Origin of the sequence: Streptomyces sp. NPDC051578 (genome assembly GCF_044454045.1) — a bacterium.
Taxonomy (GTDB): Bacteria; Actinomycetota; Actinomycetes; order Streptomycetales; family Streptomycetaceae; genus Streptomyces.
This window is the reverse complement of record NZ_JBITDH010000001.1, coordinates 964629-985876: the sequence shown is the minus strand read 5'-3', so window position 1 is coordinate 985876 and position 21248 is coordinate 964629. Positions and strand designations below refer to the sequence as shown.

The following is a 21248-nucleotide window of genomic DNA, read 5'->3' as shown; positions in this document are numbered from 1 at the left end:
GGAACCGTCAGTAAGCGTGCCCTAACCGAACGGTCGCCCCGCGCGGGAGCACAGGGGGCGCACGGCGTCACGAACCGTGCATCCTCCGGCATTTCCCCGGCAGTTGTCCGGCAGTCATCCGGCCGTCCTGTGGTGTTCCTCCGCCGGTCCGCCGGCGTTCCCCCAGGGGGCGGGAACCTACCCTTCGCCCCGACTGGTGACGAACGTCCGAATAGCGGAACCAGCTGCCCGCATAGTGCAGTTGTAAGGAACAAGTCAAGGTCTGTCTTTTCTCCCTTCTCTCCGGTCAAATGTCGTCACTTGAGACGCGCGCCGCGCGGAACCCCCCACTCCTTTGGAGACGTTCCGACCAACGCTGCGGCCGCGGGAGGGGAACGACATCAAGTGACCGGCAACTCCACGAGAAGGCGCACGCTGCGTACCGCGGCCGTCGCCGTGACGCTGGCCGCCACCGCGGCCTCGGGCGCCTTTCTCACCACGGCACAGGCCGACCCGAGCCGGGCCGCAGCGCCCGCAGCGGAACGCCAGGACCCGACGGCTCCGAACAAGGAGCAGGTCCAGCACGACCTGCCCGGCCCGTTCAGCAAGCAGCAGGCGCAGGCGCGCGAGGCCGCCCTCGACCAGGTGCTGAGCGGCAAGAAGGCGGTCGAGCAGCGCGGGGCCTCCAAGGTCGTCAAGCTGGACGACAAGAAGTACGTCGAGCTGGGCCGCGAGAAGACCGACAAGATCTTCACGATCCTCGTCGAGTTCGGCGACCAGGTCGACAACACGACCATGTACGACCCGGACGGCCCGAACGGCCCCAAGCCCCCGGCCCCGAAGTACGGCGGCACCCCGGGCCCGGCACACAACACGATCGCGCAGCCCGACCGCGCGACGAACAACAGCACGGCCTGGCGCAAGGACTTCAGCCGCGACTACTTCCAGGACCTGTACTTCGGTACCGGCCAGGGCAAGAACTCGCTGAAGACCTACTACGAGAAGACCTCCTCGGGCCGCTACTCGGTCGACGGCCAGGTCGCCGACTGGGTCAAGATCCCGTACAACGAGGCCCGTTACGGCTCGAACTACTGCGGCCAGACGAACTGCTCCAACGTCTGGGACACCGTCAGGGACGGCGTCAACGCGTGGGTCGACGGCCAGAAGAAGGCCGGCAAGACCGACGCCGAGATCAAGGCGACCCTGGCGCAGTACGACCAGTGGGACCGCAACGACTACGACGGCGACGGCAACTTCAACGAGCCCGACGGCTACATCGACCACTTCCAGATCGTCCACGCGGGCGAGGACGAGTCGGCCGGCGGCGGCGTGCAGGGCACCAGCGCCCTGTGGGCGCACCGCTGGTACGCCTACGGCACCGACGTCGGCAAGACCGGCCCGGCGAACAACAAGGCCGGCGGCACGCAGATCGGCGACACCGGCATCTGGGTCGGCGACTACACGATGCAGCCGGAGAACGGCGGCCTCGGCGTCTTCGCGCACGAGTACGGCCACGACCTGGGCCTGCCCGACCTGTACGACACCAGCGGTGGCGGCGACAACAGCGTCGGCTTCTGGTCCCTGATGTCGGCGGGCTCCTGGCTCGGCGACGGCAAGGACTCCATAGGCAACCTTCCGGGCGACATGGACGCCTGGAGCAAGCTGCAGCTGGGCTGGCTGAACTACGACAAGGCCAAGGCCGCGACGAAGTCCACCCACAAGCTGGGCGTCGCCGAGTACAACACCAAGGACAAGCAGGGTCTGCTCGTCGAGCTGCCGAAGAAGCAGGTCAAGACGGACATCGTCGCTCCCGCCGAGGGTTCCTCGCAGTGGTGGAGCAACATGGGTGACGACCTAAAGAACACCCTGACCCGCTCGGTCGACCTGACCGGCAAGTCCTCCGCCGCCCTGTCCCTCAAGAGCTGGTGGGACATCGAGCAGGACTACGACTTCCTGTACACCGAGGTGTCCACGGACGGCGGCGCCACCTGGACCGCCCTCGCCGGCACCGCCGACGGCGCCGCCCTCCCGGTCGACGCCTCCGGCGCCCCCTCGCTGACCGGTGCCTCCGGCGCCTGGAAGCAGCTGAACTTCCCGCTGGACGCCTACGCGGGCAAGAAGATCGACCTCCGCTTCCGCTACCAGACGGACGGCGGCGCGGGCGGCAAGGGCTTCACCGCCGACGCCATCGACATCACCGCGGACGGCTCCACGCTGTTCACTGACGGCGCCGAGAACGGCGACAACGGCTGGACCGGCAAGGGCTTCTCCCGGGTCGGCGCCGGCTTCACCAAGGAGTACCCGCAGTACTACCTGGCGGAGAACCGTCGCTACGTCTCGTACGACTCGACCCTCAAGGTCGGCCCGTACAACTTCGGCTTCGCCAACACCAAGCCGAACTGGGTGGAGCACTACCCGTACCAGGACGGTCTGCTGATCTGGCTCTGGGACACCTCCCAGAAGGACAACAACACGAGCCAGCACCCGGGCTCGGGTCTGATCCTGCCGATCGACGCCAACGCCAAGCCCATGAAGTGGGCGGACGGCACCCTGCTGCGGAACAAGATCCAGCCGTACGACGCGACGTTCAGCGCGTACTCGACGGACGCCTTCACCCTGCACAAGAACGGTGAGGAGCTGTTCCTCAAGCCGAAGCCCGCGAACCTCGTCTTCGACGACCACAAGGGCAAGTACTTCTACGACGAGAACCCGACCGGTTCGGTGAAGACCACTGACACCAACACCAAGATCAAGATCGTCAAGGAGCCGTACGACGGTCTCCAGATGACGGTCGAGGTCGGTCCCGCCGCCAAGTAGTCCGGCAAAACTGCAGGTCAAAACATGATCGGCCGTCGCCCCCTAGCGGGCGGCGGCCGATCGCGTTTAGATGCGGGTCGGAAGTTGTCTTATTGACGGGGGAGCTGAAGATCATGCCCGGTGGAGGATTCGTCAGACTGCCAGGCGGCAGCGTGGTGGTCGCGCTCATGCTGCCGAGGCCGTCCGGCGAGGACGGGAACGTCCGCGTGCTCGTCCACGCCGCGAACCGGGCCCGCGCCCTGACCAGGCTGCGGAACCTCGGCATGCGCGCCGTCTACCTGCGGGGCAACACCCACCCCCCGACCCCCGACGAGGTCACCGCCGTCCTCCACCACCCGGACGGCCTGCTGTGGCGCTGCACCCCGGACCGCGCCCAAGAGCTCTGGCACCCGATCCGCGCCCTCCTGCCGGGCGCGTAGGCGCCGCTACGCCCCTCCGAGCACCGGGGCGCCGGTGAGGCGCACGCCGGCCGTGCGCAGGTCCTCCAGGGCCCGCGCGGTGGTGTGGGGGGCGACGCCCGCCGTGAGGTCGAGCAGGACCTGCGTGCGGAAGCCCTCGCGGGCGGCGTCCAGGGCGGTGGCCCGGACGCAGTGGTCGGTGGCGATGCCGACCACGTCGACCTCCGTGACGCCCCGCTCCCGCAGCCAGTCGGCCAGGCCCGAGCCGTTCTCGTCGCGGCCCTCGAACCCGCTGTACGCGGCCTCGTACGCCCCCTTGTCGAAGACTGCGGCGATCGCGCCGGAGGCCACGGCGGGGGCGAAGTTCGGGTGGAACCCGACGCCCTCGGTCCCGGCGACGCAGTGCACCGGCCAGGTGCTCTCGTAGTCGGGCGCGGCCGGCGGGTGCGCGAAGTGCGGACCGGGGTCGATGTGGTGGTCGCGGGTGGCGACGACGTGCCGGTAGCCCGGCGTGGCCTGACCGATCAGCTCGGTGATCGCGGCGGCGACGTCGGCCCCGCCGGTGACCGCGAGGCTGCCGCCTTCGCAGAAGTCGTTCTGTACGTCGACGACGATCAGTGCGCGGTGCATGTCGCGTGTCCTTAGGTCGATGTGGTTGCCGCTGGGCGGGCTCTTCCCCCACCCGGCCCCTTCCCGAACCTGCGGCCGCAAGCCGCAAGCCGCAAGCCGCAAGCCGCAAGCCGCAAGCCGCGGGGCCGGGGCCGGGGCGGGAGCGGGGCCTAGACGTACTCCGTCGGGATCACGGCCTCGCCGCGCGAGAGCTGCGTCGCGGACAGCGGCAGGCCCGCCCGGGCCGCGAGGTGGCGCTCCCTGGCCGCCTCCAGGGGCTCGCGGGCCACGACCTCGCCGCCCTTGACCAGCTGGACCAGCAGCTGCCGGTCCGCCAGGGCCGTCGGCACGGGGCCCACGCCCACGACCTCCGCCTCGGCGACCCCCTCCGGGTCCGTCCTGCGGGCCGCCCACTTGCGGCCGCCCAGCGAGGTCTTGCCGCCCGAGGACTTCTTCGCCACCGGCAGCAGCGGCGCCTTGGGGTCCGCCGAGACGGCCCGGGCCACCAGCTTGTAGACCATCGAGCAGGTCGGGTGCCCGCTGCCCGTCACCAGCTGCGTGCCGACCCCGTACGCGTCCACGGGCGCCGCCGCCAGCGAGGCGATCGCGTACTCGTCCAGGTCGGAGGTGACCACGATCCGCGTCCCCTTCGCGCCCAGCTCGTCCAGCTGCTGCCGCACCCGGTGCGCGACCAGCAGCAGGTCCCCGGAGTCGATGCGCACCGCGCCCAGGCCCGTCCCGGCGACCTCCACGGCCGTGCGCACCGCCTCGGCGACGTCGTACGTGTCCACCAGCAGGGTGGTGCCGCTGCCCAGCGAGGCGACCTGCGCGGTGAACGCGTCGCGCTCGCTGTCGTGCACCAGGGTGAAGGCGTGCGCGCTGGTGCCGACCGTCGGGATCCCGTAGCGGAACCCCGCCGCCAGGTCCGAGGTGGAGGTGAAGCCGCCGACGTACGCGGCGCGCGAGGCGGCCACGGCCGCCAGCTCGTGGGTGCGCCGGGCGCCCATCTCGATCAGCGGCCGTCCGCCCGCCGCCGAGGCCATCCGGGAGGCGGCCGCGGCGATCGCCGAGTCGTGGTTGAGGATCGACAGGACGACGGTCTCCAGCAGGACGCACTCGGCGAAGCTGCCCTCGACCCGCAGGACGGGGGAACCGGGGAAGTAGACCTCGCCCTCGGGGTAGCCCCAGATGTCGCCCGAGAAGCGGTACGAGGACAGCCAGTCCAGCGTCCGCGCGTCGACCACGGCCCGCTCCCGCAGGAACTCCAGTACGGCGCCGTCGAAGCGGAAGTTCTCGACCGCGTCCAGCACCCGCCCGGTGCCCGCCACCACGCCGTAGCGCCGCCCCTCGGGCAGCCGCCGGGTGAAGACCTCGAAGACCGAGCGCCGGTCGGCGGTGCCGTTGGCCAGCGCGGCCTGGAGCATCGTGAGCTCGTAATGGTCCGTGAAGAGCGCTGTCGACGGCACGTCCACCGGCAGGCCCAGGTCCGCAGGGTTCATGTCACGGATGCTAGCGCACATCTCGTCAGAGTGACGAGATGTAGGGCCGGTTTGTGCGACGGGCCCGTCACAGTGGCAGCATGGGACGGGTGAGTGTTGCTCCCATTGAGATCGAACGCACCGAATCGGCCGAAGAGACCTCCGCGGTCCCCGAACCCGACGTCCCGTGGGTGACCCTGGTGCACAACGACCCGGTCAACCTCATGAGCTACGTGACGTACGTGTTCCAGGCGTACTTCGGCTACCCCAAGGACAAGGCGAACCGGCTGATGCTCGACGTCCACCACAAGGGCCGGGCGGTCGTCTCCAGCGGCACCCGCGAGGAGATGGAACGGGACGTGCAGGCCATGCACGGCTACGGGCTCTGGGCGACGCTGTCGCAGGACCGCGGCTGATGGGCACCTTCGAGTCCCGTCAGGGCGGCGGCGCCGCGATCGCGCTCGACGACATCGAGATCTCCATCCTGCGCTCCCTGGCCGTGCAGCTGCTGGAGCTGATCGGGCCGGGCGAGCCGGAGCCGGCCGAGGACGCCGACCCGCTGGCCGTGCTGTTCGCCTCGGACGGCCCGACCGAGCCCCCGTCCGATCCGGCGCTCGCCCGCCTGTTCCCCGACGCGTACGGGGCCGGCCCGGACGCGCGGGACGGTCTCGGTGACGGCTCGCAGGGCGGTCTCCCGGCCGCCGAGGAGCGGGAGCTGCGGGCCCGCTCGGCCGAGTTCCGCCGCTTCACCGAGAACGACCTGCGCACCCGCAAGCGGGAGGACGCGCTGGCCGTCGTCCGCAGCCTGGACGGGCTCACCCCGGCCGGGGACGGGGCGGCCGTACTGGAGCTGACCGGGGAGCTGCCGCTGCGCTGGCTCGGTGCGCTCAACGACCTGCGCCTGACCATCGCCGCCCGGCTGGAGATCACCGAGGACGACGAGAGCGCGACGCTGTTCCGGCTGCCGGACGACGATCCGCGCAAGCCGATGGTGATGGCGTACCTGTGGCTCGGCGGGCTCCAGGAGAGCCTGATCGAGACCCTCTGAGCCCACCGCCCGCCCGGTAGCGGCTCTGTTCGCTCAGCGAACGCTCAAATCCGGATAACGATCAGATCACCGCGATGCGGTGATCTGATCTGTTTCGGGACCTATGTCCTTGTTTGGCTGTGCAGTGCGTCACATTCCGCCCTCTCGATCACCCGTAAGCACGTGATAAATCTTCACGACTGCCGACGGGACGCCACCCATGTCCCCCGGCTCGCTTGAACCGGCTGATCGCCGGCGTGCAACTCCATCCGTATCCGGGGGGATCGAGGACCCGATCCGCAGCCATCGAAGGCGCGGGTCGGCGTGGAGAAAGGCGCACCAGACATGACCTCTGTGCAGGTCGAGCAGCACGACAAGAAGCCCGGCGCGGACGCCGGGTCCGAGGGTGGCGGCGAGGGGTACCACCGCGCGCTCGGAGCCCGTCAGATCCAGATGATCGCGATCGGCGGTGCCATCGGCACCGGCCTGTTCCTCGGCGCGGGCAAGGCCATCTCCAAGGCCGGCCCCAGCCTGATCCTGGCCTACGCCATCGCGGGCCTGGTCATCTTCTTCATCATGCGGGCCCTGGGCGAGCTGCTCATGTACCGCCCGGTCTCCGGATCGTTCTCGGACTACGCCCGCCAGTTCCTGGGCCCCTTCTGGGGATACGTGACCGGCTGGACGTACTGGCTGTTCTGGGTGGTCACCGGCATCACCGAGGTCACCGCCGCCGCGCAGTACATGTCGTACTGGACGCACGACAGCTTCCCGCAGTGGGCGTACGCGCTGATCTTCACCGTCGTCCTCTACGCCGCCAACCTGATCTCCGTGAAGCTCTTCGGTGAGCTGGAGTTCTGGTTCTCCATGGTCAAGGTCACCGCCATCGTCGGCATGATCCTGATCTGCGCCGGCATCCTCACCGTCGGGTTCTCCGACGCCGCCGACACCGCGACCGTCGCCAACCTGTGGAACGACGGCGGCTTCTTCCCCAAGGGCATCGGCGGCACGCTGATGACCCTGCAGATCGTGATGTTCGCCTTCCTGGCGGTCGAGCTGGTGGGCGTCACCGCCGGCGAGTCGAAGGACCCCGAGAAGACCCTCCCCAAGGCCATCAACACCGTGCCGTGGCGGATCGCCGTCTTCTACGTCGGCGCGCTGATCATGATCCTTTCGGTCGTCCCGTGGCACGAGTTCCAGCCCGGCGTCAGCCCCTTCGTCGCCGCCTTCGAGAAGATGGGCCTCGGCGTCGGCGCCGCCATCGTCAACTTCGTGGTGCTCACCGCCGCGCTGTCGTCCTGCAACTCCGGCATGTACTCCACCGGCCGCATGCTGCGCGACCTCGCGCTCAACGGCCAGGGTCCGAAGGTCTTCACCAAGCTGACCAGGAGCGGCACCCCGCTCGTCGGCACGACCTTCTCCGCCGCGCTGATGCTGGTCGGCGTCTGGATCAACTACGTCGCGCCGGGCAAGGCCTTCGACTACGTCGTCTCCTTCGCCACGATCTCCGGCATGTGGGCCTGGATCATGATCCTCGTCTGCCAGATCCGCTACCGGGCCGCCTCCGACCGCGGCGACCTGCCGAAGTCCCCGTTCCGGGCGCCCGGAGCCCCGTACACCAGCTGGTTCGCGCTCCTGTTCATCGGCATGGTCATCGTGATGATGGGCGCCGACAAGGACTCCCGCGTCTCGCTCTACTGCGCCCCCCTGTGGGGTGTCATCCTGGGCGTCTCGTACCTGTTCATGAAGTCCCGCAACCCGCGCGGTGCGGCCTTCACCAAGGCCGAGTAGACGCCGGGCGGACGCAGGCGCCCCGCGGCGTCCGTCCACCATTCGGGCCCTCCCGTACCACTCCTCGGTACGGGAGGGCCCGTCTGTTTATCCTGTCGCTCATGCTGACCCTCACCCAGGCCCTGTACGACCAGATCGTGGAACACGCCCGCAAGGACCACCCCGACGAGGCCTGCGGGGTCGTGGCCGGCCCGGCCGGAACCGGCCGGCCCGAACGCTTCATCCCGATGCTGAACGCCGCCCGCTCGCCCACGTTCTACGAGTTCGACTCCAAGGACCTGCTGCGGCTCTACCGGGAGCTGGACGACCGGGACGAGGACCCCGTGATCGTCTACCACTCGCACACCGCGACCGAGGCCTACCCCTCGCGCACCGACGTCACCTACGCGAACGAGCCCGCGGCGCACTACGTGCTCGTCTCCACCGCCGACCACGACGGCCTCGGCGAGTTCCAGTTCCGCTCCTACCGCATCGTCGACGGAGTGATCACCGAGGAAGAAGTGCAGGTCGTGGAAGCCTACTGACCAGCATGTGAGCACAGGGGGTCCACGATGCGGGATCACACTCCAAACGGGGGACCGGGAATCGTTAACATGACCGCATGGTTTCCCACGACGTGAGCAACGAGACGCCCGGCAGGCCGCTGCTGCTCGTGGCGCGGCTGCACGTCGACCTGTGCCGCCTCGCGAGCGCCATCTGTCCTGCTGCTGCCTGAGCACGAGCACCACAGCCCTGCCGGGGGCACCACGCGCACTCGACCCCGCACGCCCCCTCCGCACGCCCCTTCACGCTTTGACGACTTGACGACACTGGAGCCCGCCATGGCCATCGAGGTCCGCATCCCCACCATCCTCCGCACCTACACCGACGGCGAGAAGGCCGTCACGGGCGAAGGCAGCACCCTGGCCGACCTCTTCGCGGACCTCGAAACCCGCCACAAGGGCATCCAGGAGCGCATCGTCGACGACACGAAGGGCGGCGAGCTGCGCCGCTTCGTGAACGTCTACCTCAACGACGAGGACGTCCGCTTCCTGGACGGCATCTCCACCGCGCTCAAGGACGGCGACAGCGTCACCATCCTCCCGGCCGTGGCCGGCGGATCGAAGTAATGCGCTACGACTCCCCCCTCGCGGCGGTCGGGAACACCCCGCTCGTCAGGCTGCCCCGGCTCTCGCCCTCCGACGACGTACGGATCTGGGCGAAGCTGGAGGACCGCAACCCCACCGGCTCGATCAAGGACCGCCCCGCGCTCCACATGGTCGAGCAGGCGGAGAAGGACGGCCGCCTGTTCCCCGGCTGCACCATCCTGGAACCCACCTCCGGCAACACGGGCATCTCGCTCGCGATGGCCGCGAAGCTCAAGGGCTACCGGATCGTGTGCGTGATGCCGGAGAACACCAGCCAGGAGCGCCGGGACCTGCTGACGATGTGGGGAGCCGAGATCATCCCGTCCCCGGCGGCCGGCGGCTCGAACACCGCCGTCCGGGTGGCCAAGGAACTCGCGGCCGAACACCCCGACTGGGTGATGCTCTACCAGTACGGCAACCCGGACAACGCGGGCGCGCACTACGCCACGACCGGTCCCGAGATCCTGCGCGACCTGCCGTCCGTGACCCACTTCGTGGCGGGCCTCGGTACGACGGGCACGCTGATGGGCGTCGGCCGCTACCTGCGCGAGCACGTGCCGGGCGTCAAGATCGTGGCCGCCGAGCCGCGCTACGACGACCTCGTCTACGGCCTGCGCAACCTCGACGAGGGGTTCGTCCCCGAGCTCTACGACGCCTCGGTGCTCACCACCCGATTCTCGGTGGGGTCCGCGGACGCGGTGACCCGGACCCGGGAACTGCTGCGCGAGGAGGGCATTTTCGCGGGCGTCTCCACGGGCGCGGCGCTCCACGCGGCCATCGGTGTCGGCCGCAAGGCGGTGGCCGCCGGCGAACAGGCGGACATCGTGTTCGTCGTGGCCGACGGCGGCTGGAAGTACCTCTCGACGGGCGTCTACACGGCGGCCACGACCGAGGAAGCCATCGAGGTCCTCCAGGGACAGCTCTGGGCCTGATCCCGCCCGGGCGGATCCGGCCCGTCCTTTCCCGGCCCCGCCGGCGTTTGAGGCGCGGGTCCGGGCGGTGCCGGGTTGCGGGAAGGGGCGGGGTGGGGGAGGGCCCCGTGCAGCGGCACCCCGCCCCGGCCCGGCCGCCCCGGCCCGCCCGGCGGACCGGCTCCGGACTCACCGCGCCAGCAGCTCCGCCAGCACCGCCGCGTGGCTGCCCTGCGGGTCCTTGACCGCCGTCAGCAGCGTCACCCGCCCCGCCGCGGCCAGCCCCCGCAGCCGCTCCAGCTCCGCAACCGCCTCCGGCTCCGCCAACTCCGCCTCGTACCGGGCCCGGAACTCCGCCTCCGTCCCCCCGCCCCCGTGGTACCACTTCCGCAGCTCCGCCGACGGCGTCACCGCCTTCGGCCACTCGTCCACCGCCGCCTCGGCCTTCGCCAGCCCCCGTGGCCAGAGCCGGTCCACGAGGACCCGTACCCCGTCGCCGTCCGCCCCCGGCTCGGGGGGATCGTAGACCCGCCGCACCCTGATCACCGGCTCGCTCACCCGTAGCCTCCGCCCAGTCCTTTGACTTCGTCCCACACCGTCGGGTCCAGCGTGCCCAGCCGCCTGTCGAACTCGGCCGGCGACACCTCCGCGGGCCGGTCCGCCTCCAGGTAGCCCGTCCGCCCCGGCCGCCCGCCGGCCCCCGGCGGCAACGGGATCACCCCGGCGCGCCGGTCGTCGTACTTCCCCGTGATCCACGCGACCCGCGCCCGCCCCCGCGCCCCCACCGCCAGCACCAGGCACGACCGCCCGTCCGCCAGACACCACAGCTCACCCGGCCGCACCCGGCCCGCGGCCCCCGGCGCACGCCGCCGCGCCGCGCCCCGTACACCCGGCCGGGGCAGCAGCACCAACACCACGACGGCGACCACCGCCACCGCGGCCGGCCACCAGGACGTGTCCATAACCCGACCGTAGCCGCGGCCCCCGCCCCCGGCGCGGCAACGCCCGTACGCGGTGTCGCTCCCCCGGGTGACAGCACAGGTGATTCCCCCCACAACGGCCCGCCGCGGAGGAGCGACCGGAGGTTTCGCGCCTTACGCTCGACCCACGCTCGGCCCGCATTCCGTCCACGGACCGTCCACGGAGGTTCACGCTCCATGAAGCTCACCGTCGTCGGCTGCTCGGGGTCGTTCCCGTCCGCGGAATCGGCATGTTCGAGCTACCTCGTCGAGGCCGACGGCTTCCGGCTGCTCCTCGACATGGGCAACGGCGCCCTCGGCGCGCTCCAGCGCCACATCGGTCTCTACGACCTCGACGCGATCTTCCTGAGCCACCTGCACGCCGACCACTGCATCGACATGTGCGCGTACTTCGTGGCCCGCTACTACCGGCACGAGGGCGGCCGCTGCGGCACGATCCCGGTCTACGGTCCCGAGGGCACCGAGCAGCGGCTGACGGCGGCCTACGACGACGTCCCCGACGCGCGCTCGATGAGCGAGGTCTTCGACTTCCGGACCCTCAAGTCCGGCGCCTTCGAGATCGGCCCGTTCCAGGTCCGCACGGAGCGGGTGTGCCACCCCGTCGAGTCGTACGCGATCCGCGTCGAGCACGGCGGCCGCTCGCTCACGTACTCGGGGGACACCGGTGCCTGCCCGGAGCTGGCCACGCTGGCCGAGGGCGCGGACCTGTTCCTGTGCGAGGCGTCCTTCACGCACGGCAAGGAGGACATCCCGGACCTCCACCTCAACGGGCGCGAGGCGGGCCGGTACGCGGCCGGCGCCGGAGCGGGCCGGCTGGTCCTGACCCACGTCCCGCCGTGGACGGACGCCGCCCGCAACCTCGCCGATGCCCGCGCGGTCTACGACGGCCGGGTCGACCTCGCGCAGCCGGGCGCGGTCTACGAGGTCTGACGCCCCGGCGGCACACGACGGAGCCCCCGCCCTCCCTTTCCGGGAGAGCGGGGGCTCCGTCGTACGGGGGACCGACCGGCCTACTTGGCCTCGGCCTTCGCCAGCTCGGCGAGCTCCTCGTCGGACTCGCGGCCCGGCGTGGGGAGGTTGAACTTCGTGATCGCGAAACGGAAGACGACGTAGTAGACCGCGGCGAAGCACAGGCCGACCGCGGCCAGGCCCCACGGGTTGGTCGCCTTGCCCAGGTTCAGCAGGTAGTCGATGGCGCCGGCGGAGAAGCCGAAGCCGTCCTTCATGCCGAGCCCCCAGGTCAGCGCCATCGAGAGACCGGTGAGTACCGCGTGGACCGCGTACAGCACCGGGGCGATGAACATGAACGTGAACTCGATCGGCTCGGTGACACCGGTGACGAAGGAGGTCAGCGCGAGCGAGAACATCATGCCGCCGACCACCTTGCGGCGCTCGGGGCGGGCGCAGTGGACGATGGCGAGGCAGGCTGCCGGGAGGGCGAACATCATGATCGGGAAGAAGCCGGTCATGAACTGTCCGGCGCTCGGGTCGCCCGCGAGGAAGCGGCCGATGTCGCCGCTCTTGCCGTGGTAATCGCCGGCCTGGAACCACGGGAAGGAGTTCAGCAGGTGGTGCATGCCGACCGGGATCAGCGCACGGTTGAAGACACCGAAGATGCCCGCGCCGACCGCGCCGGAACCGACGAGCCACTCACCGAAGTTGTGCAGACCCGTGCCGAGGACCGGCCAGATCAGGCCGAAGGCGATGCCGATGACCAGACCCGCGAAAGCGGAGAGGATCGGGACCAGGCGGCGGCCGCCGAAGAACCCCGCCCACTCGGGCAGCTTCGTCCGGTAGAACTTCTGGTAGATCAGGGCGACCACGATGCCCATGACGACACCGCCGAGAACCTTCGCGTCGACCGGCGCGTCGACCATGACGACCTTGCCGTCGATGGCCTTGGCGATCTTCGGGAGGTTGGAGTCGGTGAACGTGGCGAGCACGCTCTTGAAGACCAGGTAGCCGGTCACCGCGGCGAGCGCGGTCGAGCCGTCCGACTTCTTGGCGAAGCCGATCGCGATGCCGACGGCGAACAACAGCGCCATGTTGTCGAGGATCGCGCCGCCGCCGGCCGACATGTAACCGGCGATCTTGGTGAGGAACGTCGGCAGCGAGGGGTCGCCGAGCATGTCCTTGTCACCGAGACGGACGAGCAGCGCGGCGGCCGGCAGTACCGCGACGGGGAGCATGAGGCTCCTGCCGATGCGCTGCATGACGGCCATCACGCCAGCGCCCTTCTTCTTCTCGGCTGCCGGGGCAGCGCTAGCCGTGGTCACAACTTCCTCCAGTGGGCAAGGCGCCGCCGGGGCAAGCCGGGGGACGGCGGCGTCTCGAAAAAGGGGGTTACGGGAGCACCAGAGGCTCGCGTGCTCGCGTGGTCTACACCAATGTATGGTGTAGACCAGTTGTAGCACGGTCGGGGATAGATAAGGAACCTTCGATTTCCTGTGGCCTGGGCCACACCCGGCGCCCGCACCCGTGCCATCTCCCGCCCCGGGGCGCAGGCGGCCCGCGCGACCGGCCCCGGACATGGCACGAAGCCCCCGGATCCCGGGATCCAGGGGCCCTTCGGCCGGGCGGAGCGCAGGCGCTCAGGCCTTGGTGACCTCCGCCTGCATCGCCTCGATCTCCTCGTCCGATTCCCGGCCCGGCGTCGGGATGTCGAACTTCGTGATCGCGAAGCGGAAGACCGCGTAGTACACCACCGCGAAGCCCAGGCCGATCGGGACGATCAGCCACGGCTTCGTCGCCAGCCCCCAGTTGATGACGTAGTCGATCAGACCCGCCGAGAAGCTGAACCCGTCGTGGACCCCCAGCGCCCACGTCACCGCCATCGACGCACCCGTCAGCACCGCGTGGACCGCGTACAGCGCGGGCGCGACGAACAGGAACGAGTACTCCAGCGGCTCCGTGATCCCCGTGACGAACGACGTCAGGGCCACCGACAGCATCAGGCCGCCCACCTCCTTGCGCCGCTGCGGCTTCGCACAGTGCGTGATGGCCAGCGCCGCCGCCGGCAGTGCGAACATCATGATCGGGAAGAAGCCGGACAGGAACTGCCCCGCGTGCGGGTCACCCGCCAGGAACATGTTGATGTCGCCGTGCTTGATCTCCCCGGTCGGGGTCACGTACGTACCGAACTGGAACCACACCGGCACGTTCAGGAACTGGTGCAGTCCGATCACCAGCAGCGCCCGGTTCGCGACGCCGAAGATGCCCGCACCCCAGGACCCCAGACCCACCAGCCAGTCCGAGAAGCTCTCCAGCCCGTCACCGATCGGCGGCCAGATCCACTGGCACAGCGCGGCGACCGCGATCGCGACGAACGACATGATGATCGGGACGAGCCGGCGGCCGTTGAAGAAGCCGAGCCAGTCCACCAGCTTCACCCGGTGGTAGCGCTGCCAGAACCAGGCCGCCAGCAACCCCATCACGATGCCGCCGAACACCCCCGGGTTCTGGTACGTGTACCCCGCGAAGGTGTCCGCCGGCGTCAGGCAGCCGCCCCCGATGTCCTTCGTCCCCGCCGGGCAGGGCTTGGGAAAGGCGTGCAGCACGCCCCGGTAGACGAGGAACCCCGCCACCGCCGCCAGCGCCGTCGAACCGTCCGCCTTCTTCGCCATGCCGATCGCGACGCCCACGCAGAACAGCAGCGGCAGGCCCAGGTCGGCGTCCAGCAGCGCACCGCCCGCGCCCGCCATGACCTTGGCGACGTCCGTCCAGTCCAGCCCGTCCTTGCCGAAGACGTCGGGCTGGCCCAGGCGGTTCAGGATGCCCGCGGCGGGCAGGACGGCGATCGGCAGCTGGAGGCTGCGCCCCATCTTCTGGAGCCCCTGGAACAGCCCGTTCCACCACTGGGGCCGCGGCCTGGCTGCGGCGCTGTTCGCGCTCATCGGCGTCCTCCCTGACCGGCCCGTTTTTGGCAGGTGCGGCACGTACGGCACACTGGTGTAGACCACTGTCAAGACCGCTTGCCAGGCGGTCACATCCCCGGCCCACACGGCGGACGGATGTTGATCGTTATCATTCGGCAGGTGCCGGGCACGCGCTCGCATAGATGGGCCAACCGTGAGTTACCGTGACAAAGCGGACCTCCGGGTGGGCGAACCAGGCATCCGGCCGCCGAGACTCGTTCTTCGTCATACGCAGGGAGACACACATGGCCACCAAGGCTGAGAAGATCGTCGCCGGGCTCGGCGGTATCGAAAACATCGAAGAAGTCGAGGGCTGCATCACCCGCCTGCGCACCGAGGTCATCGACCCGAGCAAGGTCGACGAAGCCGCCCTCAAGGCCGCCGGCGCCCACGGCGTCGTCAAGATGGGCACCGCGATCCAGGTCGTCATCGGCACCGACGCCGACCCCATCGCCGCCGACATCGAAGACATGATGTGAGCTGAGCCCACCCGCTCACCCGCTCTCCCTCGCAGGCAGTACGGCAGGACCGCAGCACGGCAGGACGGCAGGCGGCAGTGCCGCAGCACGGCAGGACCGCGGCACGGTCGTACGGCCGCACGGAAGACCCCGTACCGGAACCACCCGGACGGGGTCTTCCCGTACCCCCGCACCGACTAGGCTCGACAGCATGTCTCGCATCGACGGCCGCACGCCCGAACAGCTCCGCCCGGTCACCATCGAACGCGGATGGAGCAAGCACGCCGAGGGCTCCGTCCTCATCTCCTTCGGAGACACCAAGGTCTTCTGCACCGCCTCCTTCAGCGAAGGCGTCCCCCGCTGGCGCAAGGGCAGCGGCGAAGGCTGGGTCACCTCCGAGTACTCGATGCTGCCCCGCTCCACCAACACCCGCGGCGACCGCGAATCCGTCCGCGGCAAGATCGGCGGCCGCACCCACGAGATCTCCCGCCTCATCGGCCGCTCCCTGCGCGCCGTCATCGACTACAAGGCCCTCGGCGAAAACACCATCGTCCTGGACTGCGACGTCCTCCAGGCCGACGGCGGCACCCGCACCGCCGCCATCACCGGCGCCTACGTCGCCCTCGCCGACGCCGTCGCGTGGGGCCAGAAGAAGAAGCTGATCAAGGCGGGCCGCAAGCCCCTCACCGGAACCGTCGCCGCCGTCAGCGTCGGCATCGTCGACGGCGAACCCCTCCTCGACCTCTGCTACGAGGAAGACGTCCGGGCCGAGACCGACATGAACGTCGTCTGCACCGGCGACGGCCGCTTCGTCGAGGTCCAGGGCACCGCCGAAGGCGAGCCCTTCGACCGCAAGGAACTCAACGCCCTCCTCGACCTCGCTGCCGGCGGCTGCGCCGACCTCCAGGCGCTCCAGCTCAGCGCCCTGGACCTGGCCGCCTCCTAAGCCGTTCCTTCGAGGGGCAACCGCCGGGCCGGGCGCGGCGTCTACGCCGGTACGGGCGCACGGTGTCAAAGCCGTGCGCCCGTCCACGTACCCGAGCACCTGTACCTGGCCGCCGCACCTGCACCGAGCCCGAGCCCCTGGGGGACCCGAATGAAGCCCACGCACCGCGTCGCGGCCATCGCCGCCGCAGCCGCCCTGGCCGTCCCGGCGCTCTCCGCCTGCGACACCCTCAACACCGCGATGGACTGCGCCAACACCGCCGTCGCCATAACCGACGGCGCGAACGACCTCCAGCAGGCCGTCTCCCAGGCCGGCAACAGCCCGCAGGACGCGCAGAACGCCCTCAACCAGATCGAGACGAGCCTCAAGAAGATCGGCGAACAGACGGACAACGCCGACCTGGGCAAGGCCATCGACTCCATGAAGACGGCCGTCGCGAACGTCCGCACCTCCATCGACAACGGCAACGCCACCCCGGACATCACGCCCGTCGGCAACGCCGCGGAGGAAATCTCCAAGGTCTGCACCCCCGGCTGACCGCCCACCGGCGCGGCGGCCGCGCCGGGCCCTGGTCGATACTGGTCGCCATGACCCGCCTGATCCTCGCCACCCGCAATGCGGGCAAAGTCACCGAACTCCGCGCCATCCTGTCCGACGCCGGCCTGCCGCACGAACTGGTCGGCGCGGACGCGTACCCCGAGATCCCGGACGTCAAGGAAACCGGCGTCACCTTCGCCGAGAACGCCCTCCTCAAGGCCCACGCCCTGGCCCGCGCCACCGGCCTGCCCGCCATCGCCGACGACTCCGGCCTGTGCGTCGACGTCCTGGGCGGCGCCCCCGGCATCTTCTCCGCCCGCTGGGCCGGCCGCCACGGCGACGACAAGGCCAACCTGGACCTCCTGCTGGCCCAGCTCTCCGACATCGACGCCCCCCACCGCGGCGCGCACTTCGCCTGCGCGGCCGCCCTCGCCCTCCCGGACGGCACGGAACGCGTCGTGGAAGGCCGCCTCCTGGGCACCCTCCGCCACACCCCCTCGGGCACCGGCGGCTTCGGCTACGACCCGATCCTCCAGCCGGACGGCGAGACCCGCACCTGCGCGGAACTCACCGCGGCGGAGAAGAACGCCATCTCCCACCGCGGCCAGGCCTTCCGCGCCCTGGTCCCGTTCATCCGCGCCCTGACGACCTGACGCCCTGACGACCTGACGCCCTGACGACTTGACGCCCTGGCGGCCACCGAACTACGCAGAAGGCCCCGTACGCGATACGCGCGTACGGGGCCTTCGTACGGGTGGGCCCGGTGGGACTCGAACCCACGACACACCGGACCTAAACCGGCGCCCTCTGGCCAGCTGGGGTACGGGCCCATCTGCGCCTACTCTACTGCGCCTTCCTTCGTGCCGTACGGGGAGAGCGGGTCGCGAACGTCGCCGTCTGGCTGTGGCAGGACGGGCACAGGTACCGGAGGTTCTCGATCCGGTTGTCTAGTCGGTCGCCACTGATGTGGTCGATCTCCAGCACCAGGCGCTTGCCTCGCCAGGTGTCCCCGATTCCACACTCGTCACAAGCATGCGGTACACCGACTTCATCGAGGGCGCGGCGCAATACGGCCGTCTTCTCCCGGCCTGAACCGTTCTCACGCTGCTTGAGGATGTCCTCCGCCGGTTTGCGGGTCGGCGGAGGCCGACCGGTCATGTGACCCTGCCCGGTGAAATGGTCGGGGGTGATGCGGGCGCTCGGGCACCACGACGGTGACGGCCCGTGTGAGCTCCTCTCGAGGGAAGAGACGCTCCCGGCCGCTTGGCCCCTCGGTGAAGTGCGACGTATCGATCCCGTACTGATCGAGTTTCGTTCGGAGGTACCCGAAAGCGCTGGCATAAGGCACGACTCCCATATGGGCGAGCATGTTGGCGATGGAGTGGGACCGGCTCGCGGCCTCCGTGAGCCGGTCCCTCGTGTACGACTGCGGGCTTCGTGCGGGCAATGGCTCGTCGACGAAGTGCGATACGTCGATGCCGTAGTGGGCCAGCCGCTTGCTGAGGTAAGTGCGGGCCCCGCTGCCCATCGGCATGTCGAGCCGGTGCATCAGATCGACGAGGCTGGTTGCCCGCGGGGTCGCGGTGGACAGCAGCTCGCGGGTGTACCGCGGGCGGCTCACGCGGCTCCCCTCCGCTTCCGGCCGCGGTAGGTGTCTGTCGTGGCAATTGGGGCAGAGGAGGCGCAGGTTCTCCGGCCGGTTGTCCCACCAATTGCCGTTGACGTGATCGACTTCGTGCCGGAGCGGCTTGCCGTTCCACGAAGCTCCCACACCGCAGTCCGAGCATTCCTCGGGCAGACCGGAACCGACGAGAGCCTTCTGGAGGCGTTCCCCGGGACCCGGCCGGCTTCGGGCGCCCGGAGCGCGAGGACGGACTGCGAGGGCCCCTTCGCGTGTTGCCTTCGGGCTGTGGTGAAGTGCGAAGTGTCGATGCCCAGCGCCGCTATTCGGCGACTGATGTGCGTTTGATCGCCGCCCACTTGGCTGATGCCGAGCCGAGAGACCACCTCCCTGACGGAGGTCGAGGCCGCGACCAGCTCCCGAAGGAGTTGCTCCGTATGCCGCACCCACTGCTTCGGGAAATGCGAGAAGTCGACGCCCGCTTCGTCCATCTTCGTCCGTAGGTAACGGCGCGAGCCCGGTGTAGGGGTGCCTCCGCACCAGGTCACCGCCTCGTCGAAGTTCGATGTCTCCCGGGCTGCCTGTTCGAGCGGTTCTCGGGTGTACCGCACCGCCATCTGTTGCCTCCGCGTTCCGGCCGCGCGTGCGGCTCTCGTACGGAGTAGCGGGGGGGGGTGGGTGGTCGGGGGGTTACGGGTGGTTTCGTCCTACAAGCGGAGCGGCCCGCACCGGTGGGGGTGCGGGCCGCTGGCGCGGGGAAGGGCGGGATCAGATGCCGAGGTCCTTGATGATCTTGGCTACGTGGCCCGTCGCCTTGACGTTGTAGAGGGCGCGCTCGACCTTGCCCTCCTCGTCCACGATCACCGTCGAGCGGATGACCCCGGTGACCGTCTTGCCGTACAGCTTCTTCTCACCGAACGCGCCGTACGCCGTCAGGACCTCCTTGGAGGGGTCGCCGACCAGGGTCACCTTCAAGTGCTCCTGCTCGCGGAACTTCGCCAGCTTCTCCGGCTTGTCCGGCGACACGCCGATCACGTCGTAACCCGCCTGGGCCAACACGGCCAGGTTGTCCGTGAAGTCGCACGCCTGCTTGGTGCAGCCCGGCGTCAGGGCTGCCGGGTAGAAGTACACGATGACCTTGCGGCCCTTATGGTCGGCGAGCGAGACCTCGTTGCCGTCCGCGTCGGGCAGGGTGAAGGCGGGGGCGGTGTCGCCCGGCTCAAGTCGCTCGCTCATGTCAGCAGTCTCCTCGGGAGGGGATCGGTACGGTCCGAGACTAAGCTGACAGACTGTTCATGGTGGGCCACGCCCCTGTGGCCGAGCAGGACCGATCACGACGACCGACCACACCGACCACGACGACGACGGAGGCAGCGCGGTGCCGGAAGCCAGGACCCCCGCACAGATCGAGGCGGACATCGTCCGCCGCCGTGAGCAGCTCGCCGAGACGCTCGACGAGATCGGCGTGCGCATGCATCCGAAGACGATCGTCGGGGACGCGAAGGCCAAGGTCGCGTCCAAGGTCGACCACACCGCCGGCCGTGCCGTCGTGGCCGTGAACCGCCTGGTCACCGATGTGAAGGGTGGTCTGCGTCATGAGGACGGGGCGCCCCGCATCGAGCGGATCGTGCCGGTCGCGCTGGTGGCGGCGGGGCTGGTGGGGCTGCTCGTGCTGACGGCGCGCCGCAAGCGCGGATGACGCCGGTGACCCTGCGGGGTGCCGGTCGGGCAGGGGCGGGTAGGTTCGGGTCGTGAGCGAGAACACCACCACCCACGACAAGCTGCCGATCCGCATGCTGCACGACCGTGTGCTCGTACGTTCCGACCTGCCGGAGGGCGAGCGCCGCTCGGGCGGCGGCATCCTGATTCCCGCGACGGCCGCCGTAGGCAAGCGGCTGGCCTGGGCCGAGGTGGTCGCGGTCGGCCAGAACGTGCGCAGTGTCGAGCCGGGCGACCGGGTGCTGTACGACCCGGAGGACCGGGCGGAGGTCGAGGTGCGCGGGGCGACGTACGTGCTGATGCGCGAGCGGGACCTGCACGCCGTGGCCGCGGAGCGGCTGGAGGGGTCGAAGGACTCCACCGGGTTGTACCTGTGACCGCTTGAGGGACTCTGAGGGACGCTGAGGGCCTTCCGAGGGCCGCTGACGGCCCGGGACGTCCGCCGATCGGAACCCCCGAGGGCCGGTGACCGAGGTCACCGGCCCTCGCGTGTGCCCTTTGCTACGGTGGTGGGGAACCCCCGACGAGACGCGCCGTACCGGGTAGCTGGACGCAAAGACGACGCACCCCGTTCCGCTCTCGTTCCGGAGGTGCCTGTCATGGCCTGGGTTCTGCTTCTCGTCGCCGGTCTGCTCGAAGTCGGCTGGTCGATCGGTATGAAGTTCACCGACGGTTTCACCCGGCTGTGGCCCAGTGTGTTCACGGGCGCCGGCATCGTCGCGAGCATGGTGTTGCTGTCGTACGCGGCGAAGACGCTGCCCATCGGTACGGCCTACGGCGTGTGGGTGGGCATCGGCGCGGCCGGTGCGGCGGTGCTCGGGATGGCGGTGCTGGGGGAGCCCGTCACCGCTGCCCGGATCTTCTTCATCTCCCTGCTGCTGGTCGCGGTGGTGGGGTTGAAGGCGACCTCCGGTCATTGACGGCCGCCGCCTCACCGCG

Annotated in this window: 26 protein-coding genes, 1 tRNA gene, 1 pseudogene and 1 riboswitch; of the genes and pseudogenes, 17 read left to right on the top strand and 11 right to left on the bottom strand. The window is 69.9% G+C overall.

Annotated elements, in window-relative coordinates; translation table 11 throughout:
- Positions 1-384: 384 nt before the first annotated feature.
- Positions 385-2796 (top strand): immune inhibitor A domain-containing protein, encoded by a 2412-nt coding sequence (locus ACIA6C_RS04470; RefSeq protein ID WP_399272848.1) that lies wholly within the window; start codon positions 385-387, stop codon positions 2794-2796.
- Positions 2797-2909: 113 nt separating this feature from the next.
- Complete coding sequence (locus ACIA6C_RS04465) at positions 2910-3215, top strand: hypothetical protein (RefSeq protein WP_399272846.1); 306 nt, start codon at positions 2910-2912, stop codon at positions 3213-3215.
- Positions 3216-3221: 6 nt separating this feature from the next.
- On the opposite strand, the gene ACIA6C_RS04460 is transcribed toward ACIA6C_RS04465, so the two are convergent.
- Both ACIA6C_RS04460 and ACIA6C_RS04455 read right to left on the bottom strand, forming a co-directional pair.
- Positions 3222-3824, bottom strand: a complete 603-nt coding sequence (locus ACIA6C_RS04460; RefSeq protein ID WP_361137727.1) for a nicotinamidase — start codon at positions 3822-3824, stop codon at positions 3222-3224.
- A 149-nt stretch (positions 3825-3973) separates the two neighbouring features.
- Complete coding sequence (locus tag ACIA6C_RS04455) at positions 3974-5302, bottom strand: nicotinate phosphoribosyltransferase (protein ID WP_399272844.1); 1329 nt, start codon at positions 5300-5302, stop codon at positions 3974-3976.
- Positions 5303-5382: 80 nt separating this feature from the next.
- On the opposite strand from ACIA6C_RS04455, the gene clpS reads away from it, so the two are divergent.
- The 7 genes from clpS (at position 5383) to ACIA6C_RS04420 (ending at position 10155) form a co-directional block, all read left to right on the top strand.
- Positions 5383-5697, top strand: coding sequence for an ATP-dependent Clp protease adapter ClpS (gene clpS / locus ACIA6C_RS04450; RefSeq protein ID WP_329195563.1), 315 nt, complete (start codon positions 5383-5385; stop codon positions 5695-5697).
- Positions 5694-6329, top strand: coding sequence for a DUF2017 domain-containing protein (locus ACIA6C_RS04445; protein ID WP_399274473.1), 636 nt, complete (start codon positions 5694-5696; stop codon positions 6327-6329). The genes clpS and ACIA6C_RS04445 overlap by 4 nt, the downstream gene beginning before the upstream one ends.
- 324 nt (positions 6330-6653) lie before the next feature.
- Positions 6654-8096 carry an amino acid permease gene (locus ACIA6C_RS04440; protein WP_361137725.1) on the top strand — a complete coding sequence of 481 codons (1443 nt, stop codon included), beginning with the start codon at positions 6654-6656 and terminating at the stop codon, positions 8094-8096.
- Between the two features lie 101 nt (positions 8097-8197).
- The gene (locus ACIA6C_RS04435; protein ID WP_361137724.1) at positions 8198-8620 is read left to right on the top strand and encodes a M67 family metallopeptidase; all 423 of its coding nucleotides are present in this window, start codon (positions 8198-8200) and stop codon (positions 8618-8620) included.
- 77 nt (positions 8621-8697) lie between these two features.
- On the top strand, positions 8698-8811 hold the full coding sequence (locus ACIA6C_RS04430; RefSeq protein WP_361137723.1) for a putative leader peptide: 114 nt from the start codon (positions 8698-8700) through the stop codon (positions 8809-8811).
- 106 nt (positions 8812-8917) lie between these two features.
- Positions 8918-9205 (top strand): MoaD/ThiS family protein, encoded by a 288-nt coding sequence (locus ACIA6C_RS04425; RefSeq protein WP_329202215.1) that lies wholly within the window; start codon positions 8918-8920, stop codon positions 9203-9205.
- The gene (locus ACIA6C_RS04420; protein ID WP_136214408.1) at positions 9205-10155 is read left to right on the top strand and encodes a PLP-dependent cysteine synthase family protein; all 951 of its coding nucleotides are present in this window, start codon (positions 9205-9207) and stop codon (positions 10153-10155) included. Before ACIA6C_RS04425 ends, ACIA6C_RS04420 begins: the two co-directional genes overlap by 1 nt.
- A 168-nt stretch (positions 10156-10323) precedes the next feature.
- Here the strand turns inward: ACIA6C_RS04420 and ACIA6C_RS04415 are convergent, their stop codons facing one another.
- Positions 10324-10692 (bottom strand): DUF488 domain-containing protein, encoded by a 369-nt coding sequence (locus ACIA6C_RS04415; RefSeq protein WP_399272840.1) that lies wholly within the window; start codon positions 10690-10692, stop codon positions 10324-10326.
- Entirely contained in the window at positions 10689-11096 is a 408-nt protein-coding gene (locus tag ACIA6C_RS04410; RefSeq protein ID WP_366081906.1) for a hypothetical protein, read from the bottom strand. The genes ACIA6C_RS04415 and ACIA6C_RS04410 overlap by 4 nt, the downstream gene beginning before the upstream one ends.
- Before the next feature lie 195 nt (positions 11097-11291).
- On the opposite strand from ACIA6C_RS04410, the gene ACIA6C_RS04405 reads away from it, so the two are divergent.
- On the top strand, positions 11292-12044 hold the full coding sequence (locus ACIA6C_RS04405; protein WP_366081907.1) for an MBL fold metallo-hydrolase: 753 nt from the start codon (positions 11292-11294) through the stop codon (positions 12042-12044).
- Between the two features lie 80 nt (positions 12045-12124).
- Here ACIA6C_RS04405 and ACIA6C_RS04400 read toward each other — a convergent pair whose 3' ends face one another.
- Together ACIA6C_RS04400 and ACIA6C_RS04395 are read right to left on the bottom strand one after the other, a co-directional pair.
- Positions 12125-13390, bottom strand: a complete 1266-nt coding sequence (locus ACIA6C_RS04400; protein ID WP_399272838.1) for a PTS transporter subunit EIIC — start codon at positions 13388-13390, stop codon at positions 12125-12127.
- A gap of 315 nt (positions 13391-13705) precedes the next feature.
- On the bottom strand, positions 13706-15007 hold the full coding sequence (locus ACIA6C_RS04395; protein ID WP_361137718.1) for a PTS transporter subunit EIIC: 1302 nt from the start codon (positions 15005-15007) through the stop codon (positions 13706-13708).
- Positions 15008-15273: 266 nt separating this feature from the next.
- Between ACIA6C_RS04395 and ACIA6C_RS04390 the strand changes: the two genes are divergently transcribed.
- From ACIA6C_RS04390 to rdgB, 4 genes are all read left to right on the top strand, one after another.
- Positions 15274-15507 carry a glucose PTS transporter subunit EIIB gene (locus tag ACIA6C_RS04390; protein WP_112449866.1) on the top strand — a complete coding sequence of 78 codons (234 nt, stop codon included), beginning with the start codon at positions 15274-15276 and terminating at the stop codon, positions 15505-15507.
- Positions 15508-15697: 190 nt separating this feature from the next.
- Positions 15698-16432, top strand: coding sequence for a ribonuclease PH (gene rph / locus ACIA6C_RS04385; RefSeq protein WP_190182629.1), 735 nt, complete (start codon positions 15698-15700; stop codon positions 16430-16432).
- A 150-nt stretch (positions 16433-16582) separates the two neighbouring features.
- Positions 16583-16969, top strand: a complete 387-nt coding sequence (locus ACIA6C_RS04380) for a hypothetical protein (RefSeq protein WP_366081910.1) — start codon at positions 16583-16585, stop codon at positions 16967-16969.
- A 50-nt stretch (positions 16970-17019) separates the two neighbouring features.
- The gene (gene rdgB / locus ACIA6C_RS04375; RefSeq protein WP_366081911.1) at positions 17020-17622 is read left to right on the top strand and encodes an RdgB/HAM1 family non-canonical purine NTP pyrophosphatase; all 603 of its coding nucleotides are present in this window, start codon (positions 17020-17022) and stop codon (positions 17620-17622) included.
- Between the two features lie 102 nt (positions 17623-17724).
- Here the strand turns inward: rdgB and ACIA6C_RS04370 are convergent.
- The 5 genes and pseudogenes from ACIA6C_RS04370 to bcp form a co-directional block, all read right to left on the bottom strand.
- A tRNA-Leu gene (locus ACIA6C_RS04370) sits at positions 17725-17799 on the bottom strand.
- 13 nt (positions 17800-17812) lie between these two features.
- Positions 17813-18127: an HNH endonuclease gene (locus ACIA6C_RS04365; protein WP_399272834.1), complete on the bottom strand. Its 315-nt coding sequence runs from the start codon at positions 18125-18127 to the stop codon at positions 17813-17815.
- Complete coding sequence (locus ACIA6C_RS04360) at positions 18069-18590, bottom strand: hypothetical protein (protein ID WP_399274571.1); 522 nt, start codon at positions 18588-18590, stop codon at positions 18069-18071. Before ACIA6C_RS04360 ends, ACIA6C_RS04365 begins: the two co-directional genes overlap by 59 nt.
- Before the next feature lie 87 nt (positions 18591-18677).
- Positions 18678-18740 (bottom strand): annotated as a pseudogene (locus ACIA6C_RS04355) (HNH endonuclease); the annotation flags it as partial.
- A gap of 618 nt (positions 18741-19358) precedes the next feature.
- Positions 19359-19826 (bottom strand): thioredoxin-dependent thiol peroxidase, encoded by a 468-nt coding sequence (bcp, locus tag ACIA6C_RS04350; RefSeq protein ID WP_190182626.1) that lies wholly within the window; start codon positions 19824-19826, stop codon positions 19359-19361.
- A 142-nt stretch (positions 19827-19968) separates the two neighbouring features.
- On the opposite strand from bcp, the gene ACIA6C_RS04345 reads away from it, so the two are divergent.
- The 3 genes from ACIA6C_RS04345 to ACIA6C_RS04335 all read left to right on the top strand — a co-directional run bounded on the left by ACIA6C_RS04345 (position 19969) and on the right by ACIA6C_RS04335 (position 21229).
- Positions 19969-20289, top strand: coding sequence for a DUF3618 domain-containing protein (locus ACIA6C_RS04345; protein ID WP_361137714.1), 321 nt, complete (start codon positions 19969-19971; stop codon positions 20287-20289).
- A 52-nt stretch (positions 20290-20341) separates the two neighbouring features.
- On the top strand, positions 20342-20686 hold the full coding sequence (locus ACIA6C_RS04340) for a co-chaperone GroES (protein WP_361137713.1): 345 nt from the start codon (positions 20342-20344) through the stop codon (positions 20684-20686).
- A 112-nt stretch (positions 20687-20798) separates the two neighbouring features.
- Positions 20799-20877: riboswitch (guanidine-III (ykkC-III) riboswitch) on the top strand.
- Positions 20878-20908: 31 nt separating this feature from the next.
- Entirely contained in the window at positions 20909-21229 is a 321-nt protein-coding gene (locus ACIA6C_RS04335) for a multidrug efflux SMR transporter (RefSeq protein WP_361137712.1), read from the top strand.
- Positions 21230-21248: the final 19 nt, after the last annotated feature.